Source organism: Nonomuraea sp. NPDC050547 (assembly GCF_044457345.1).
Lineage (GTDB): Bacteria > Actinomycetota > Actinomycetes > Streptosporangiales > Streptosporangiaceae > Nonomuraea.
Map to the genome: position 1 here is coordinate 239,365 of NZ_JBITGW010000005.1, position 17,303 is coordinate 256,667.

14 protein-coding genes are annotated in these 17,303 nt (G+C 71.5%); 8 read left to right on the forward strand and 6 right to left on the reverse strand.

What is annotated here, in order from left to right; translation table 11 throughout:
* Nucleotides 1–18: 18 nt before the first annotated feature.
* From ACIBHY_RS14925 to ACIBHY_RS14935, 3 genes are all read left to right on the forward strand, one after another.
* Nucleotides 19–942, forward strand: coding sequence for a pseudouridine-5'-phosphate glycosidase (locus ACIBHY_RS14925; protein WP_397243103.1), 924 nt, complete (start codon nt 19–21; stop codon nt 940–942).
* Entirely contained in the window at nt 942–1,880 is a 939-nt protein-coding gene (locus ACIBHY_RS14930) for a carbohydrate kinase family protein (protein ID WP_397243101.1), read from the forward strand. The genes ACIBHY_RS14925 and ACIBHY_RS14930 overlap by 1 nt, the downstream gene beginning before the upstream one ends.
* Nucleotides 1,881–1,944: 64 nt before the next feature.
* On the forward strand, nt 1,945–4,227 hold the full coding sequence (locus ACIBHY_RS14935) for a hypothetical protein (protein ID WP_397306921.1): 2,283 nt from the start codon (nt 1,945–1,947) through the stop codon (nt 4,225–4,227).
* Here the strand turns inward: ACIBHY_RS14935 and ACIBHY_RS14940 are convergent.
* From ACIBHY_RS14940 to ACIBHY_RS14965, 6 genes are all read right to left on the reverse strand, one after another.
* The gene (locus tag ACIBHY_RS14940; protein WP_397306922.1) at nt 4,216–7,083 is read right to left on the reverse strand and encodes an AAA family ATPase; all 2,868 of its coding nucleotides are present in this window, start codon (nt 7,081–7,083) and stop codon (nt 4,216–4,218) included. The two genes, ACIBHY_RS14935 and ACIBHY_RS14940, sit on opposite strands and share 12 nt — an antisense overlap.
* Before the next feature lie 35 nt (nt 7,084–7,118).
* Entirely contained in the window at nt 7,119–7,553 is a 435-nt protein-coding gene (locus tag ACIBHY_RS14945) for a GNAT family N-acetyltransferase (protein ID WP_379613378.1), read from the reverse strand.
* A gap of 115 nt (nt 7,554–7,668) precedes the next feature.
* Nucleotides 7,669–8,817, reverse strand: coding sequence for an acyl-CoA dehydrogenase family protein (locus ACIBHY_RS14950; protein ID WP_397243095.1), 1,149 nt, complete (start codon nt 8,815–8,817; stop codon nt 7,669–7,671).
* 2 nt (nt 8,818–8,819) lie between these two features.
* A complete protein-coding gene (locus tag ACIBHY_RS14955; RefSeq protein ID WP_397243093.1) occupies nt 8,820–9,740 on the reverse strand; it encodes a hydroxymethylglutaryl-CoA lyase in 921 nt (306 codons plus the stop codon).
* The gene (locus tag ACIBHY_RS14960) at nt 9,740–11,779 is read right to left on the reverse strand and encodes an acetyl/propionyl/methylcrotonyl-CoA carboxylase subunit alpha (protein ID WP_397306923.1); all 2,040 of its coding nucleotides are present in this window, start codon (nt 11,777–11,779) and stop codon (nt 9,740–9,742) included. The genes ACIBHY_RS14955 and ACIBHY_RS14960 overlap by 1 nt, the downstream gene beginning before the upstream one ends.
* Before the next feature lie 2 nt (nt 11,780–11,781).
* Nucleotides 11,782–13,350, reverse strand: coding sequence for a carboxyl transferase domain-containing protein (locus ACIBHY_RS14965; RefSeq protein WP_397243089.1), 1,569 nt, complete (start codon nt 13,348–13,350; stop codon nt 11,782–11,784).
* A 47-nt stretch (nt 13,351–13,397) separates the two neighbouring features.
* Between ACIBHY_RS14965 and ACIBHY_RS14970 the strand changes: the two genes are divergently transcribed.
* The 5 genes from ACIBHY_RS14970 to ACIBHY_RS14990 all read left to right on the forward strand — a co-directional run bounded on the left by ACIBHY_RS14970 (nt 13,398) and on the right by ACIBHY_RS14990 (nt 17,303).
* Nucleotides 13,398–13,976 (forward strand): TetR/AcrR family transcriptional regulator, encoded by a 579-nt coding sequence (locus tag ACIBHY_RS14970; protein ID WP_397097295.1) that lies wholly within the window; start codon nt 13,398–13,400, stop codon nt 13,974–13,976.
* Between the two features lie 341 nt (nt 13,977–14,317).
* Entirely contained in the window at nt 14,318–14,848 is a 531-nt protein-coding gene (locus ACIBHY_RS14975; protein WP_397243087.1) for a PadR family transcriptional regulator, read from the forward strand.
* On the forward strand, nt 14,849–15,823 hold the full coding sequence (locus ACIBHY_RS14980; protein WP_379633391.1) for an ATP-binding cassette domain-containing protein: 975 nt from the start codon (nt 14,849–14,851) through the stop codon (nt 15,821–15,823).
* The gene (locus ACIBHY_RS14985) at nt 15,820–16,674 is read left to right on the forward strand and encodes an ABC transporter permease (protein WP_397243085.1); all 855 of its coding nucleotides are present in this window, start codon (nt 15,820–15,822) and stop codon (nt 16,672–16,674) included. The genes ACIBHY_RS14980 and ACIBHY_RS14985 overlap by 4 nt, the downstream gene beginning before the upstream one ends.
* A 101-nt stretch (nt 16,675–16,775) precedes the next feature.
* Complete coding sequence (locus ACIBHY_RS14990; protein WP_397306924.1) at nt 16,776–17,303, forward strand: hypothetical protein; 528 nt, start codon at nt 16,776–16,778, stop codon at nt 17,301–17,303.

Here is a 17,303-nt window from a genome sequence, read left to right on the forward strand (position 1 = left end):
AGGAGCACGTACCCGATCATGCGCACCACCGCCGACCTCATTCTCCAGCCCTCCGACGAGGTGTCCGCGGCCCTGGCCGGCGGTTCGCCCGTGGTCGCGCTGGAGTCCACGATCATCTCGCACGGCCTGCCCCAGCCCCGCAACCTGGAGGTGGCCAGGGAGCTGGAGGCGGTCGTCAGGGACGCGGGCGCGGTGCCGGCCACGATCGCGGTGCTGGACGGCATTGCCAAGATCGGCCTGAACGAGGTCGAGCTGGAGCGCATCGCCACCGAATCCGGGCTGCGCAAGCTCGGCCAGCGCGACCTGCCGGTGGCCGCCGCGCTCAAGGCCAGCGGCGCCACCACCGTCTCGGCCACCTCGTTCCTGGCCGCGCGCGCGGGCATCCGGATCTTCGCCACGGGCGGCCTGGGCGGCGTCCACCGCGGCTGGACCGTGGAGCAGGACGAGTCGGCCGACCTCGACACGCTGGCCCGCACCCGGATCACGATCGTGTGCGCGGGCGTGAAGTCCATCCTCGACGTGCCCTCGACGCTGCAGCGGCTGGAGACGCGCGGCGTCACCGTCGCCGGCTACCGCACCGACACCTTCCCCGGCTTCTATCTCCACACCTCCGGCGAGCCGATCGACTGGCGCATCGACGCCCCCGAGCAGGCCGCCGCCATCATGCGCGGCCAGGACGCCTTCGGCGGCCCCGAGACCGCGCTGATCGTGGCCAACCCGGTGCCCGAGGACCAGCAGCTCGACCCGGCCCTGCACGACCGCGTGCTGGGCGAGGCGCTGGCCGCCGCCGAACGCCAGGGCGTCACCGGCCAGGCGATCACCCCGTTCCTCCTCGACTACCTCGTGCGCGGCACCGGCGGCGCCTCCCTGGAGGCCAACCTCGCCGCCGTCCGCGGCAACGTCGCCCTCGCCTCCCGCATCGCCCTCGCCTGGGCCCAGTAATGGACGGCGGGACTGCCGAGGGCCTGCTCGTCATCGGCGACGTCGTCACCGACGTGGTGGCCGTGCACGGCACGCCGGTCGCCACCGGCACCGACACCGAGGCCGACATCGTGCTGCGCCCCGGCGGCTCGGGGGCGAACACCGCCTCCTGGGCCGCCCACCTGGGCGCGCCGACGGCCCTGCTGTCCCGCGTCGGCTACGACAGCAGCGAGTGGCACACGAACGAGCTGGTCAAGGCGGGTGTGCGCCCGCTGCTCTCCGTCGACTCCGACCACCCGACCGCGGTGGTCATCGCGATGGTCGACCGTACGGGTGAGCGGTCCATGCTCACCAACCGCGGCGCCGGCGGCCGGATCTCCCCCGCCGACTGGTCGCCGTCGATGCTGGACGGCATCCGCCATCTCCATCTGTCCGGATACACCTTTTTCGCGGACCAGGGGCTCCAACTTGCCCGAAACGTGATGGCGGAGGCGGCCGGCCGCGGCGTCTCGATCAGCATCGACCCCGCCTCCACCGGACCGCTGCGCGCCTTCGGCGTCGAACGGTTCCTGCGCGAGAGCGCCCCCGCCTGCCTCGTCATCCCCAACCGCGACGAGGCCCTGCTCCTCACGGGCGCCACCGCGCCGGAACGCGCCGCGGAACTGCTCAGCCAGAGGTACGGCACCGCGGTCGTGAAACTCGGCCCCGGCGGCGCGATCGCGGCCATGGACGGGCGGATCGTGGCCGCGGCGGAGGCGCTGCCGAGCGAGGCGGTGGACTCGACGGGAGCCGGTGACGCGTTCGCCGCCGGGTATCTCACGGCGCGGCTTTCCGGGGCCGGAGAAGGGGCCGCGTTGCGGGCAGGATGCCGTGCGGGTGCCGATTGTGTGGCCCTAGTGGGGGGCCGTCCACGGTACGGTTTGCAGTTGAACCATCTTTACCCTATTCACACCGATTGATAGCTTTCCGCGTAGGCTGCACCACCAGCCACATGCATCACTCTGGGGAGGATACGGTCCGCCGATGGACGTCGAGTCATCGATCTGCCTGAGCGACCTGGTCCCTGCCCTGCGCTGGAGCCGTCCTCAGCAGGTAGCGGAGATCTTGGCCGATCCTCGGCTGCCGGCAGGGTGGTGGAGCTCGCTGGCGCTGTCCCGGGCACTCGGCGCGACGGGCCTCGACTGGGTGTGCGAGCGGCTCGCCCGCCTCGCCTCGGCTCGATGGGACCATCTGTCCCTCGCCGACGTCCTGCCCGCGCTGACCGTCCACCACGTGGACCCGACGCTGCCCGGCTGGCCGGAACCGACCCGCTCGGCGATCAACGGCCTGGGCGGGTGGCACCGGCTGCGCCGCCTGTGTCCAGGCGACCTGGCCACGCCCGGCACGCCGGGAGAAGCGGTGATCGGCTCGGTCTTCCGCGAGATCCTCGCCCAGATCCCGATCCAGACCGGCCCCCTCCCCACCCAGACCGGCCCTCTGCCGGTCCAGACCGCCCCCGGCGCCCCATCCCGGCCGGGCGCTTCCCAGCCGGGCACGCCACCATCCCACCCGGGAGCCGCGTCCCACCCGAGCACGGCACCGTCCCAGCCGGGCACCGCGCCCTCCCAGCCGGGCAGTGCGCCCTCCCAGCCGAACGCCCTGCCCACCCGCCCGGCACAGCCGGGCGCCGCGCCCACTCACTCGGGCGCCATGCCCGCACAGCCGGGCGCCGCACAGCCGGCCGCCGCACACCCGGGCACCGCCCAGCCGGGTGGCGCCCAGCCGGGTGGCGCACAACCCGGTGGCGGTCAGCCCGGTGGCGGTCAGCCTGGTGGCGCGTCGTCCCACCCGGGTGCCGTACCCGGCGCTCCTTCTCGTGCCGGTGCGCCCGCGCAGGCCACGTCACCGCCCGCGCCCGCCGACGGCCCGACCCGCCCGGTCGGTAGCACGCAACCCTCCCCCGGAGCTCCATCGGTGCCAGGAGCGCCGGGAGGTACCGTGCCCGGCCGGGCACCAGCCGTCAGCCCCGGCCAGAACGCCGGGCTCCCGGGCCGGCCCGGCGCCGGACAGGGCGCCACGACCTCTGGGCAGGCAGCCCCCGGACAAGCGGCACCCGGCCAAACGGCCCCTGGCCAGAACGTCGCGGGCCAGAGCGGTGCCGGTCAGGCAGCAGGCGCGCCCCCGGCCGGTCCCGGTGCTCCGGGCTCCTCCGGCGCGCTGCCCCAGCGCCTGCCCGGCGCCCCGCTGCCGAGCCCCACCCCGGAACCGTCGGACACCGACCACGCCATGGTCCGCGTGGTGGACGGGCTGTTCCGCGGCATGGACCGCCTCGAACTGGCCGTGGCCACCCACCGCCTGTTCGCCGAGGACCCGGTCAGCCTGCGCACGCTGGCCCACAAGATGCTCGTCGAGCGGGACGTCCTGTCCCAGGCCCAGCGCATGGCCGAGGAACGTGTCCTGCACTGGCTGCGCTCGTCGGAGTCCGCGCCGGTGACGGGCCACATGTTCCGCCTCACCGAGTGGCTCGGCGCCGCCGCCACGCAGGAGCAGCTGATCGGCGCCGACCCGGCCCACCCGGTGATCGTCCCCTCGCTGCGCAGCCCGCTGTGGCGCGTGCTGGTCACGCTCATGCCCGACCGCCGCCTGCAGGACGGCTGGCTCGTGGTCGGCGACCTGCACGGCCTGCAGAACCGCACCCGCCAGCTCCTGGCCACGGCCCCGAACGACGCCGACCGTCACGAACTGCTCGAACAGCTCGGCATCCGCCGCCACTCCGCGCAGGCGTGGCTGGACGCCCTGCCGCCGGAGTCACCCCGCGCCCCGGCCGCCCCGGCCGCGGAAGCGGCGCCGCAGCAGCCGCTGCCCCGCCGTACCCCCGGAGCGAACGGGCACCATCACCGGGGCGGCACGCCGATCCCGGCCGCGCCCGCGGGGAACATCGACCCGTCGGCGGCGCTCGCGACGCTGTCGGCGCTGTCGGGCGGACGCTCGCCGATGCTGGCCGGCACGCCCTCGACGCCGCCGCCCCCGCCGCCGAGCCCGACCTCGGATCCACGCCGCTGGCAGCGCATCGAGGTCACCCCCGAGCACCTGCGCGGCGGCCCGGTGCCGGTGCCGGAGGGGTACGCGGCCCAGCTGGGCATGCGGCCCGGCACGCTGCTGTCGGTCACCGGACCGGGCGACAACGCGATCGTGCTGGTCTGGCAGGGGCACCAGCCGGTGTTCGACTCGCTGCAGCCGGTGCTCATGCGGCTCAACGCGCGCCCCGGCGACCAGGTCTACGTGACCGTCGACGGCTACCGGCTGGAGGCCCAGCTAACCGGCTGAGCCGTCGAACAACCCCGTGCGGTGCGCGGTGGCGGCCGCCTCCCCGCGGGAGGAGACGCCCAGTTTGCCCAGAATGTTCGAGACGTGCACGCTGACGGTCTTGACCGAGATGAACAGCTCGCCGCCGATCTCCCGGTTGCTCTTGCCGTCGGTGAGCAGCCGCAGTACCTCCAGCTCTCGCGCGGTCAGCCCGAACTGCGGCCCCTGCGGCTCCGGCTCGTCGGCCACCGCGATGCGCGCCCGCCGCGCGAACGCGTCGAGCTCCTCCAGCAGCGTCCGCGCGCCCAGCCGCTCGGCCCGCTCACGCGCCCTGGTCAGCCGCTCGGCCGCGTCCTTGCGCGCGCCCGCCGCGTGCGCGGCCCTGGCCGCTCCCGCCAAAGCCCTGGCCTCCTGGTACGGCTGCCGCAACCCGGCCCACGCCTCGGCGGCCGCGTCCCAGGCGACCAGATCGCCGGCCGCCCCCGCGATCGCGTTGAACGTCAGCCGCTCCGCCTCCTGCAGCACGCCCTCGGCCGTCATCCACTGCGCCTGCGCCTTGGCCTCCTCCAGCACCGCGCCGCCCAGGATCGCGCACGGGATGAGCACCGGCCAGGCGTAGCGGGGGCTGGCGGCCAGATCCTGCTCGCGCAGCACGCGCATGGCCGCCTCCACCGCCTCCTCCGTCCGCCCCCGAGCGATGTGCAGGTCGATCTCGCGGGCGGCGACGGGCAGCATGTGCTGGTCGCGGTAGATGGTGCGCTTGATCACGCTCTGCTGGGCCGCGAACATCGCCTCGGCCTTGTCGAGGTCGCCGCGCCACAACGCGATGTCGCCGACGAACCCCTGCAGGCTCGCCCGGTACGGCGCGGGCGGCGCCAGATCCAGCGCGTGCTCGATCACTTCCAGCGCCTCGTCCCAGCGGCCCAGCGAGACCAGCGGCTCGGCCAGGTTGATCGCCAGGAACGTGCCCGAGGTGCGCGCGAGGCCGTACTCCTCGGCGTCGGCGATGCCGCGGCGGGCCACCTTGACCGCCTCCTCGTGCCAGCCGGCGCCCTCCAGCCGGTCGGACTCGGAGATCGCGGTGCGCATCAGCGCGTTGTAGGCCTTGTCGCCCATGGCGATCTCGCGGGCCTCGGCGAACTTCACCAGCCCCGCCTCCACGTCGCCGAACCTGAACCGGCCCCACGCCAGGGTCGTCAGCCCGTGCGCCTCGGTCGCGCCGTCGCCGACGGCACGGGCGATGCGCACCGCCTCCTCGGCATAGGCGATCTTGTCCGGCCACATCTCGCGGGTGTTGCACATGCGCGCCAGCGACTCGGCGATCTGGGCGCGCAGCTTGGTGGGCGGCTCGGCGGGGACCAGCTTCGCCGCCGCCTGCAGGTCCTCCAGGTTGCCCTTGCGGCCCAGGTCGTAGCGGAGCAGCCCGCGCAACCTGAGCAGCAGCGCGGTGCGCACCGGGTCGGTGACCGGGTCGACCTCCTCCAGCGCGGCACTGGCCAGCGAGATGCCGCGGTCGAACTCCCCGGCGTTGAAGGCCACCGCGGCGGCGGCACGCAGGACCTGAACGCGGTCGGCGCCGATGCGTTCCGCGGCGTCGGGGACCTTCGACCACAGTTCGAGCACGCGCGACAGCATCCGCAGCTGCTCGTCGTAGGCGGCCGACTTGCGCGCGGCGGCCGCCGCCTTCCAGGCGCTGACCAGCCCCCACAGCGCGTCGTGCGCCGCGTGCCAGTGGTGGGCCAGCTCGATGGCGCCGCGCGGGGCGGGCAGGATCGCCAGGTCGCGTTCGAGCGCCTCGGCGAAGCGGGTGTGCAGCCGGGAGTGCTCGCCGGGCAGCAGGTCGTCGTGGAGCGCCTCGCGGATCAGCGCGTGGCGGAAGGCGTAGCCCTCGCCGTCCACCACCAGCACGTTGCCGGCGACGGCGGGCCGCAGGGAGCGCGAGAGCTCGCCGTCGTCGAGCCCGGTCACCGCGAGCAGCAGGTCGTGCTCGATGCGCTGGCCACCGGCGCTGGCCACCCGCATGAGCTCCTGCGTCTCCTCCGGCAGCCGTTCGACGCTGGCCAGCAGCAGGTCGCGCAGCGACTCCGGCAGGCTGTCACCGCCGCCGCCCTCGCTCAGCAGCGCCTCCACGAACAGCGGGTTGCCCTCGCTGCGGGCGTAGATCTCGTCGATGGCGACGGGCGACGGCTCGTGTTCGAGGATGCTGGCCGCCTGGGCGACGACCTGCTTGCGGGTCAGGCGGCCGAGTTCGATCCTGGTCACCCAGTCGACGCGGCCCAGCTCGGCCAGCAGGGGGCGTAGCGGATGGGTGCGGTGCAGTTCATCGGTGCGGTAGGTCACGACGATGAGCAGCGGCACGTCGGTGCGCTGGTAGCGCACGAGGAACGAGAGAAGGTCACGGGTGGAGCGGTCGGCCCAGTGGGCGTCCTCGATCACCATGAGCACCGGCCGCTGCTCCGCCAGGTGCTCCAGCAGGCCGAGCACCAGCTCGAACAGCCGGGCGCGCGCCTCGGCGCCGTCGCCGTCCGGCTCGCCGAAGTCGGGCAGCAGGCGGGCCAGGCCGCGCGTGTTGCCGCCGGGCACCAGCGCGGACATGCCGTCGTGCCCGATGTCGCGCAGCAGCCGCCGCAGCACCGCGGTGAACGGCGCGAACGGCAGGCCGTCCGTGCCCAGCTCCAGGCAGTGACCGACGAGCTGGCGGGCGTCGCCGATCCGCTCGGCGAACTCCTTGATCAGGCGGGTCTTGCCGACGCCCGCCTCGCCGCCGACCAGCACGGTCGAGGCCGATCCGGACCGGGCGCGGGCCAGCGCACGACCGAGCGCGCCGAGTTCACTCGCGCGCCCGACGAACCGGGGGCTCACCGTATGGATGCTCACGCCCCATAGGATGCCACCTGACTAGGACAGAACGGTCACCTAAGAACCTTGCGGAAGAACGTCGCCGACTCCTCGTAGCCCAGAGCGGAGTAGAACTCGGGCGCCCGGCGGGTCGCCATGGCCACGTACCCCGCCTCGCGCTCGCGCGCCCAGCGCTCGAAATCCTCCAGCAGCGAGCGCCCGATGCCCTGGCGGCGCGAGCCGGTCTGCACCATGGCCTCCTCGACCCAGGCCACGGGTCCGTTCGCGAAGAGCGTCAAATGCACGAAGCCGAGCAGGTATCCGGTGACCCGCCCGCCGGCCACCGCCGCCAGGAGCAGCGCGTCCTCGTTGCGCAGCAACTGCGGCAGGGCCACGTCGAACGCCTCGCGCTCCGGGCGGAACGTCATCCCGAACTCGCGGGCCAGCGCGAAGATCTCGTCCGCGTCGCCCTTCTCGGCCCGCCTGATTACAAGATCGTCAGATGTCACCCTGCGCACCCTACTTCACCGATGCCGATTTATAGCTCTGCAACCGGACAATCACGAATTGTGGTCAAGGCAGGGAGAATAGCGAACGCAGGGTGCTCTACACCACCACCCAGCGTCATAGATCGGAGAGGCCGAGCTGGCGGGCGATCAGCATGCGCTGAACCTCGCTGGTGCCCTCTCCGATCTCCAGGATCTTGGCGTCGCGGTAGAAGCGGCCGACCGGGAACTCGTTCATGAAGCCGTAGCCGCCGAAGATCTGGGTGGCCTCGCGGGAGTTGTCCATGGCGGCGTTGGAGGAGACGAGCTTGGCGATCGCCGCCTCCTTCTTGAACGGCTGGCCGGCCAGCATCTTCTCCGCCGCGTGGTAGTAGGCCAGGCGGGAGGTGTGGGTCCGCGCCTCCATGTCGGCGATCTTGAACTGGATCGCCTGGTAGTGGCCGATCGGGTGGCCGAAGGCCTGGCGTTCGCGTACGTAGCGCAGGCACTCGTCCACGCAGCCCTGGGCCAGGCCGACGCTGAGGGCGGCGATGGCGATGCGGCCCTCGTCGAGCGTCTGCAGGAACTGCGCGTAGCCCCGGCCCCGCTCGCCCAGGAGGTTCTCCGCCGGGACCCGGCAGTCGGTGAAGGACAGCTCACGGGTGTCGGAGGCGTTCCAGCCGACCTTGGAGTACTTCTTCGAGACGGTGAAGCCGGGGGTACCCGCCGGGACCAAGATGGTGGAGATTTCCTTCTTGCCGTCGCGCTCCCCGGTGATGGCGGCGACGCCGACGACGCCGGTGATGTCGGTGCCCGAGTTCGTGATGAACGCCTTGGTCCCGTTGATCACCCACTCGCCGCCGTCCAGGACGGCGGTGGTCCGCATGCCGCCCGGCACGTCGGAGCCGCCGCCGGGCTCGGTGAGACCGAACGCGCCCAGCATCTCCCCGCTGGCCAGCCTGGGCAGCCAGGTGGCCTTCTGCTCGGCCGTGCCGAAGCGGTAGATCGGCATCGCGCCCAGCGAGACCGCGGCCTCCAGCGTGATCGACACGCTGGAGTCCACCCGCGCCAGCTCCTCCAGGGCCAGGCACAGCGCGAAGTAGTCGCCGCCCATGCCGCCGTGCTCCTCCGGCAGCGGCAGCCCGAACAGGCCCATCGCGCCCATCTGCCGGACGATGTCGTAGGGGAACTCCTCGCGCTCGTAGTAGTCGCCGATCACCGGCGCCACGACCTCGCGGGCGAACGCCTCGACGGTCTTACGCAGCTCGGAGTACTCGTCGTTGAGCATGGCTAGTCCTTTTGGGAGAGGGCCGTCTGGGAGAGGGCTTGGACGACGCGGGATGGGCTCGGCCGGCCCAGCCGCTCGGCGAGCCAGACGCTTGTGGCGACCAGCTCGTCCAGGTTGAGCCCGGTCTCGATGCCGAGACCGTTGAGCATCCAGACCAGGTCCTCGGTGGCGAGGTTGCCGGTGGCCGAGCCGGCGAACGGGCAGCCGCCGATGCCGCCGGTCGAGGCGTCGACCACGGTGACGCCCGCCTTCAGCGCGGCCATCGTGTTGGCCAGGGCCTGGCCGTAGGTGTCGTGGAAGTGGACGGCCAGCCGTTCGGGCGAGCCGAACGCCTCGACCAGCGCGGTGGCGTGGCCGGGGGTGCCGACGCCGATGGTGTCGCCCAGCGACAGCTCGAAGCAGCCGAGGTCGAGCAGCCGCGTGCCGACGCCCACGACCTGCTCGATCGGGGTCGGGCCCTCCCACGGGTCGCCGAAGACCATGGAGACGTACGCCCGCACCCTGAGCCCGTGCTCCAGCGCCCCGGCGATCACCGGCTCGAACATCTCGAACTGCGACTCCAGGCCGCGGTTGAGGTTACGGTTGGCGAAGGTCTCGGTGGCGCTGGCGAAGACGGCGATCTCCTCGACGCCGCTCTCCAGCGCCCGGTCGAGCCCCTTGAGGTTCGGCACCAGCACCGGATAGCGGATGCCGGGCCCGCGTTCGAGCATGGCCAGCAGCTCACCGGAGTCGGCCAGCTGGGGCACCCACGTGGGGTGGACGAAGCTGGTCGTCTCGATCACCGTGTGCCCGGCGGCGGCGAGGCGGCCGATGAACTCGGCCTTCACCTCGACGGGGACGACCGCCTTCTCGTTCTGCAGGCCGTCGCGGGGGCCGACCTCGTAGACCGTGACCCGCTCCGGCAGGCCGTCGAGCTTGTGCATCACGCCTCCACCACGGCGAGGACCGCGTCCATGTCCACGGACTGGCCCGCCCGTACCGGGAGCTCGCGCACCACGCCGTCCACGGGCGCGGTGACGGTGTGCTCCATCTTCATCGCCTCCACGACGACCAGCGGCTGGTCCTTGGTGACCTCGTCGCCGACGGCCGCCTTGACCAGCAGGACCGTGCCCGGCATCGGGCTGCGCACGACGCCGTCGCCGCCGCCCGCCGCGCCCGGACGATCGCCGGGGTCGCCGATGCGGTGCCTGGTCAGCGCCCACGCGCCGCCGTCGCGCCCGATCCACACGGTCTCACCGTCGCGCGCGAACGTGTAGGAGGCGACCCGCCCGCCGAGCGTCAGCACGGCCCTCTCCCCCGCGACCCGCACCTTCGCCGGTACGGCTGGCAACCACACGACCGCTCCGGGCACGCCTTCTTCGGGCACACCTTCGGTTCGCGCGGCTTCCTGTCGGACGGCGTCTTTCGGCACGGCTTCGCGTTCGGCCGGTGGCCGCCCGGCGGCGGCGCCGGGCAGCCGGATCTCCGCGGCGGTGGGCAGGCCGCGTACGGCCACCTCGCGCACGCCCTCGCGGGACTCCAGCCGCAGCGTCGTCCAGGCCCGCTCGCCCACCCGCCAGCCGTCGGCCACGTCCCAAGGGTCGCGCCCGGCCGGAGCGTCGTGGAAGATCAGCGCCGCCACGGCCAGCACGTCCGCCGGGGTCGCGGCGGACAGGTCAAGGCCGGGCAGGACGCGTTCCACCAGCCCGGTGTCCAGCTCGCCGGCCACCACCTCCGGCCGCGTCACCAGCGCCCGCAGGAACGGGATGTTGGTCGTCACGCCCAGCACCGTCGTGCGCCCGAGCGCCCGGTCGAGCGCCCTGAGCGCCTCCTCACGCGTGGGCGCCCAGGCGACGACCTTGGAGAGCATCGGGTCGAAGTCGCTGCCGACCACGGTGCCCGCCGCCAGCGAGGAGTCGACCCGCACGCCGGAGGGCTCCGCCAGCGCGAGAACCCGGCCGCCGGTGGGCAGGAAGCCCCTGGCCGGGTCCTCGGCGTACACGCGGGCCTCGACGGCGTGGCCGCGCAGCCGTACCTCGGACTGAGTGAACGTCAGGGGCTCGCCCGCGGCCACCCGCAGCTGGAGCTCCACGAGGTCCACGTCCGTGACCAGCTCGGTGACGGGGTGTTCGACCTGGAGGCGGGTGTTCATCTCCATGAAGTGGTAGTCGCCGGTGGTGCCGTCGACGATGAACTCGACCGTGCCGGCGCCGGTGTAGCCGACCGAGCGGGCCGCCTCGACCGCCGCCGCGCCCATGGCGGCGCGCGTCTCCGGGGTGACGAAGGGCGAGGGCGCCTCTTCGATGATCTTCTGGTGCCTGCGCTGGAGGCTGCACTCGCGCTCGCCCAGGTGCACGACGGCGCCGTGGGTGTCGGCCAGCACCTGGATCTCGATGTGCCTCGGGTTCTCGATGAAGCGCTCGATGAGCAGGGTGCCGTCGCCGAAGGCGTTCACCGCGGTGCGGCGCGCCGACTCCAGCGCCTCGGGCAGTTCCCCGGCCGCGCGGACGAGCACCATGCCCTTGCCGCCGCCGCCGGCCGATGGCTTGATCAGCGCGGGGAAGACGTTCCAGGCGCGCAGGTCGTCGGCGGGCTCGGCGCCGCCCGGCACCACGGGCACTCCGGCCGCGGCGACCGTGGCCTTGGCGCGGATCTTGTCGCCCATGGCCTCGATGGCCTCGGCGGGCGGGCCGATGAAGACCAGCCCCTCCTTCGCGCAGAGCCGGGCGAACTGCGGGTTCTCCGCGAGAAACCCATAGCCCGGGTGTACGGCTTGCGCGCCGGCGTCGCGGGCGGCGGCCACGATGGCTCCCATGTCCAGATATTTCGGGACCTGGAGGGCGTGGTCCGCCTCGCGGACGTGCAGGGCGCCGGCGTCGGCCTCGGTGTAGACGGCGACGCTCGTGACGCCCATCGTGCGCAAGGTCCGGATGATCCGGACGGCGATCTCGCCGCGGTTGGCGATCAGAACGGTGGAGAACATCGTCACATCCTGAAGACGCCGTAGCCGATGGGTTCCAGCGGCGCGTTGGCCGCCGCCGACAGTGCCAGCCCCAGGACGGTGCGGGTGTCGGCCGGGTCGATCACGCCGTCGTCCCAGAGCCTGGCGGTGGAGTAGTAGGGGTTGCCCTGGTCCTCGTACTGGGCGCGGATGGCGTCGGCGTCGGCGTTGCCCACGGTCGTGAGCACGTTGGCCGCCTGCTCGCCGCCCATGACCGAGATGCGGGCGTTCGGCCACATCCACAGGAACCGCGGCGAGTACGCCCGCCCCGCCATCGCGTAGTTCCCGGCGCCGAACGAGCCGCCGATGATCACCGTCAGCTTCGGCACCCGCGCGCACGAGACCGCGGTGACCATCTTGGCCCCGTGCTTGGCGATGCCGCCCGCCTCGTAGGCCTTGCCGACCATGAACCCGCTGATGTTCTGCAGGAACACCAGCGGCACCTGGCGCCGGTCGCACAACTCGATGAAGTGGGCGCCCTTGAGCGCCGACTCGGCGAACAGGATGCCGTTGTTGGCGATGATCCCGACCGGGTGCCCGTGGATGTGGGCGAAGCCGGTGACCAGCGTGTGCCCGTACTCGGCCTTGAACTCCTGGAAGCGCGAGCCGTCCACGACCCGCCCGATGACCTCGCGCACGTCGTACGGCTGCCGCGTGTCCGCCGGCACGATGCCGTAGAGGTCGCGCGGGTCGAGCAGCGGCTCCTCCGGCTCGGCGCTCGCCCAGGGGCGGGGCGGCCGGGGGGCCAGCGTGGCGACGATGTCCCTGACGATGGCCAGCGCGTGGGCGTCGTCCTCGGCCAGATGGTCGGTGACGCCGCTGATCCGGGCGTGCAGGTCGCCGCCGCCCAGTTCCTCCGCGGTGACCTCCTCGCCGGTGGCCGCCTTGACCAGCGGCGGGCCGCCCAGGAAGATCGTGCCCTGGTTGCGGACGATGACCGCCTCGTCGCTCATGGCCGGGACGTAGGCGCCGCCGGCCGTACAGGATCCGAGGACGGCGGCGATCTGCGGGATGCCGCGCGCGGACATCGTGGCCTGGTTGTAGAAGATGCGGCCGAAGTGTTCGCGGTCGGGGAAGACCTCGTCCTGTCTGGGGAGGAAGGCGCCGCCGGAGTCGACGAGGTAGACACAGGGGAGGTTGTTGTGGAGCGCCACCTCCTGGGCGCGCAGGTGCTTCTTGACCGTCATCGGGTAGTACGTGCCGCCCTTGACCGTCGCGTCGTTGGCGACGATCACACATTCGCGGCCCGAGACCCGGCCGATGCCGGTGATGATGCCCGCGGCGGGCGCCTGATCGTCGTAGAGTCCGTTGGCCGCAAGCGGCGACAGCTCCAGGAAGCGCGAACCCGGGTCGAGCAGCCCGTCCACGCGGTCGCGCGGCAGCAGTTTGCCGCGCTCCACATGGCGTTGCCGCGAGCGCTCCGGCCCGCCGAGCGCCGCGCGGGCGAGCCTGTCGCGCAACTCGGCGGCGAGCCGCTCGTTGAGGTCGGCGTTGGCTTTGAAAGCCTCGCCCCCGAGGTCGGCGACCGTTTTCAGCACCGGCCAGTGAGTCATGCTGGAAAGGTTAGTCATCATTAACGTCTATGTCTAGAATGTGAGACATGAGCACTCCTACCCGCAGCCGAGGGGCCAGACGCGCCGAGATCCTCGACGCCGCCGCCCGGCTCTTCGCCGAACGCGGTTTCCACGGGGTCTCGATCGAGGAGCTCGGGGCCGCGGTGGGAGTGTCGGGCCCCGCCCTCTACAAGCACTTCAGCGGCAAGGAGGCGTTGCTGGCCGAGATGCTGCTGGGCATCAGCTCCCGGCTGCACAGCGGGGCCGGCGACCTGGTCACCGCCGCCGGGACGCCGGAGGAGGCGCTGTCCGCGCTGCTGCGTGGGCACATCGCGTTCTCGCTGCGGGAGCCGTACCTGATCACCGTGCACGACCGGGAGCTGGGCAACGTGCCCGAGCCGCAGCGGCGGCAGATCCGCCGCCTGCAGCGGCTGTACGTGGAGGAATGGGTCACCGTCCTGACCGAACTGCGGCCCGGCCGCCCAGCCGCCCGGCTGCGCGCCGCCACGCACGCCGTCTTCGGCCTGCTCAACTCCACCCCGCACAGCGCCGGCGACCTCCCCGCCGACGACACCGCCACCCTGCTGTACGAGCTCGCCCACACCGCCCTGGTTAACATCCCCTAACCAGGCGAGCACCTCCGGACCGCACACCTCGTCTCCCTCGCACGCCCGGCGGCGGGCCCTCTGCCCGCCTCGCGCTGGAGATCGCCTTCCCCCAGAGCCTTGCCCTGGGCCGCGGCCGCCTCTCGATCGCGGCGCGCGGTCCGCGTGTGGTTGTCGTGCTCCCTTCCACCCAGGCGCCTCGCCCTGGGTTCCGGCCGCCATGCGGCGCCTCTCGCTGCCCACGCGCGGTCCTTGCGTGGTCGCCGTGCTGCCCTGGGTCACCGATGGTCCGTTAATTGCTTGCGACTGCCAATTATCTAGATATATCTTTGAAGCATCTAGATAGTAGAAGGGTGATCATCGTGCAGGAATCCGATGACTGGCCCGAGGCGTTCGCTCCCTTGGGCACCCCGTTCCACGCGACGGGCCCGCCGATCCCCGTGACGGCCCCGCGAGTACGGCGGGGCGACGTGCGGGCGGCGTTGCTGGTGCTGATCCACGAGGGGCCGCGCAACGGCTACCAGATGATCCAGGACATCGCCGAGCGCAGCCGCGGCGTCTGGCGGCCGAGTCCCGGGTCGGTCTATCCGGCGCTCCAGCAGCTTGAGGACGAGGGCCTGGTCAGCGGTGGCGAGTCCGGCGGCAGCCGTACCTTCCAGCTCACCGAGCAGGGGCGTGAGCAGGCGGAACGGCTGGCGACGGGGAGCGCGCCGTGGGACGAGGTCGCACGCACGGTCCCCGAGGACCGGCACGAACTGCGGCTTCTGTGGGGGGCGCTTGGCGAGGCGTTCGTCCACCTGACCCACACGGCCAACGACCGGCAGGTCGCCGAGGCCAAGAAGCTGCTCCGGCAGACGCGCAAGTCTGTGTTCCAGATTCTGGCGGAGGATTAGATGACGTTAACTCCGGCGGTAGCCGTACAAGATCTGAAAAAGACCTACGGAAAGGTCGAAGCGGTCAAAGGCGTCAGCTTCGAGGTCCGGCCGGGAGAGGTGTTCGGCTTCCTCGGCCCGAACGGCGCCGGCAAGACCACGACCATCAGCATGCTCTGCACGCTGGTCAACCCCACCGGCGGCAGCGCCAGCGTCGCCGGCCACGACGTGGTCGGCGCCCGCGACGAGGTGCGGCGCAACATCGGACTGGTGTTCCAGGACCCGACCCTCGACGGGTACCTGTCCGCGGAGCAGAACCTCCGCTTCCATGCCGAACTGTACGGCGTGCCGCGCCACATCGTCGGCGACCGGATCCGCCAGGTCATGGAGATGGTGGCGCTCTGGGACCGCAAGGACGCCAAGGTCATGACGTTCTCCGGCGGCATGAAACGGCGCCTGGAGATCGCCCGCGGCCTGCTCCACTCGCCCAGGGTGCTGTTCCTGGACGAGCCCACGGTCGGCCTCGACCCGCAGACCAGGGCCGCCATCTGGGGCTACATCAACAAGCTGCGCCTGAGTGAGGACATCACGATCTTCATGACGACGCACTACATGGAAGAAGCCGAGTACTGCGACCGCATCGCCATCATCGACCACGGCGAGATCGTCGTCGTGGACTCCCCCGAGGCGCTCAAGGCCAGCGTCGGCAAGGACCGCGTGCAGATCCACACCGGCGATGACGAACGTGCCATCACCGCGCTGCGCGAGCGGTTCGGGCTCGAGGCGACGGTGCACGAGGGGGCGGTGACGTTCGCGGTCGCCTCGGGCGAGGAGTTCGTGCCCCGCCTCTTCGCCGAACTCGGTCAGCCGATCAGGTCGGTGAGCGTGTCGCGGCCCTCGCTCGACGACGTCTTCATGTCCTACACCGGCTCCACCATCAGGGACGCCGAAGCCGACGACAAGAACGCCTGGATGAGAGCGATGGTGCGCCGATGACCACCGAAACCATCTCGGTCGTGGTTCCGGCCCGCAGCGCCGGGCACGACCTGCGCGCGGTCAAAGTGGTGCTCCACCGCGAGATGCTGCGCTTCCTCAGCGACCGGACGCGGATGTTGTCCATGCTCTTCCAGCCGGTGCTGTGGCTGTTCATCATGGGCACCGGGCTGGGGTCACTGGTGCAGGGCAGCATCCCCGGCGTCGACTATCGCACCTTCATGTATCCCGGGATGATCTCGATGACGGTCATCATGACCGGGATGTTCTCGGCCGGGTCGATCGTGTGGGACCGGGAGTTCGGCTTCCTGCGCGAGATGCTGGTCGCGCCGGTCTCCCGGGGCGCCATCGTGCTCGGGAAGTGCCTCGGCGGCGCCATCGTGGCCACCGCGCAGGGCGTCGTGATCCTCGCGATGGCGGGACTGGTGGGCGTGCCGTACTCCGGGACGCTGATGCTGACCTTGCTGGCCGAGATGTTCCTCGCGGCGTTCACGATCACCGCGTTCGGGGTGATGCTGGCGGCACGGATGAAGAACATGCAGACGTTCTTCGGGCTGATGCAGATGGCCATCATGCCGATGATGTTCCTGTCCGGGGCGATGTTCCCGCTGGCCAACCTGCCGTCGTGGCTGCACGTCCTGACCGTGGTCAACCCGATGACGTACGCGGTGGACCCGATGCGGCAGGCCGTCTTCTCCCACCTTTCCGTGCCGCCGGAGGTGAACGCGATGCTGAACCCGGGCGTGCAGTGGTTCGGGTGGCAGGTGCCGGTCCTCCTGGAGATCGGCGTCGTCGCCGGGCTGGGGGCGGCGTTGCTGGGGGTGGGGATCATCCAGTTCCGGCGGGCCGACTGAGCGTCCATGCCGATTCGATATAACGCACCGCGTTCTGTCGGTGACGGAAGGTATCTTTCCCGATGGCATCTTCGCCCCCCTCCCTTTCGAAGGAGACGCCTGTGCATGTCAGCGAGATCGACCTTCCGCTTCTGGAGCGGCGTGTCACTGTACTGGAAGAAGCTATATTCAGCGGCGTGCCTATGCTGAGCATCGCCGACCGGTTCGACGCGCTGCACACGCGCATCGACGAGACCAGCCGCAACATCATCGAGAAGATGGAAGAGCGGTTCGACGCGGTCGACCTCAGGTTCGACGGCATCGACCAGCGGCTCGACGCCATGGACCTCAGATTCGACGGCATCGATCAACGACTCGACGCGATAGACCTGCGGTTCGACGGCATCGACCAGCGGCTCGACGCCATGGACCTCAGATTCGACGGCATCGACCGACGGCTCGACGCCATGGACCTGCGGTTCGACGGCATCGACCAGCGGTTCGACACACTGGAAGCAAGCATCAACGAGCGGTTCGAGAAGGTTGACCAGCGGTTCGAGCAGATGGAAGACCGGATGACTCGGGTAGAGGGTCAGCTGGTCGATATCAAGGCCATGCTGATCAGTCTGGGTGCCAAGAACCCCAACTAG

Excerpts from the sequence above, each read along its gene's own strand:
- ACIBHY_RS14930 (WP_397243101.1), top strand. The coding sequence starts at position 942 with ATGGACGGCGGGACTGCCGAGGGCCTGCTCGTCATCGGCGACGTCGTC.
- ACIBHY_RS14985 (WP_397243085.1), top strand. The coding sequence starts at position 15,820 with ATGACCACCGAAACCATCTCGGTCGTGGTTCCGGCCCGCAGCGCCGGG.
- ACIBHY_RS14950 (WP_397243095.1), bottom strand. The coding sequence starts at position 8,817 with ATGCTCAACGACGAGTACTCCGAGCTGCGTAAGACCGTCGAGGCGTTC.
- ACIBHY_RS14955 (WP_397243093.1), bottom strand. The coding sequence starts at position 9,740 with ATGCACAAGCTCGACGGCCTGCCGGAGCGGGTCACGGTCTACGAGGTC.
- ACIBHY_RS14925 (WP_397243103.1), top strand. The coding sequence starts at position 19 with ATGCGCACCACCGCCGACCTCATTCTCCAGCCCTCCGACGAGGTGTCC.
- ACIBHY_RS14960 (WP_397306923.1), bottom strand. The coding sequence starts at position 11,779 with ATGTTCTCCACCGTTCTGATCGCCAACCGCGGCGAGATCGCCGTCCGG.
- ACIBHY_RS14970 (WP_397097295.1), top strand. The coding sequence starts at position 13,398 with ATGAGCACTCCTACCCGCAGCCGAGGGGCCAGACGCGCCGAGATCCTC.
- ACIBHY_RS14965 (WP_397243089.1), bottom strand. The coding sequence starts at position 13,350 with ATGACTCACTGGCCGGTGCTGAAAACGGTCGCCGACCTCGGGGGCGAG.
- ACIBHY_RS14980 (WP_379633391.1), top strand. The coding sequence starts at position 14,849 with ATGACGTTAACTCCGGCGGTAGCCGTACAAGATCTGAAAAAGACCTAC.
- ACIBHY_RS14935 (WP_397306921.1), top strand. The coding sequence starts at position 1,945 with ATGGACGTCGAGTCATCGATCTGCCTGAGCGACCTGGTCCCTGCCCTG.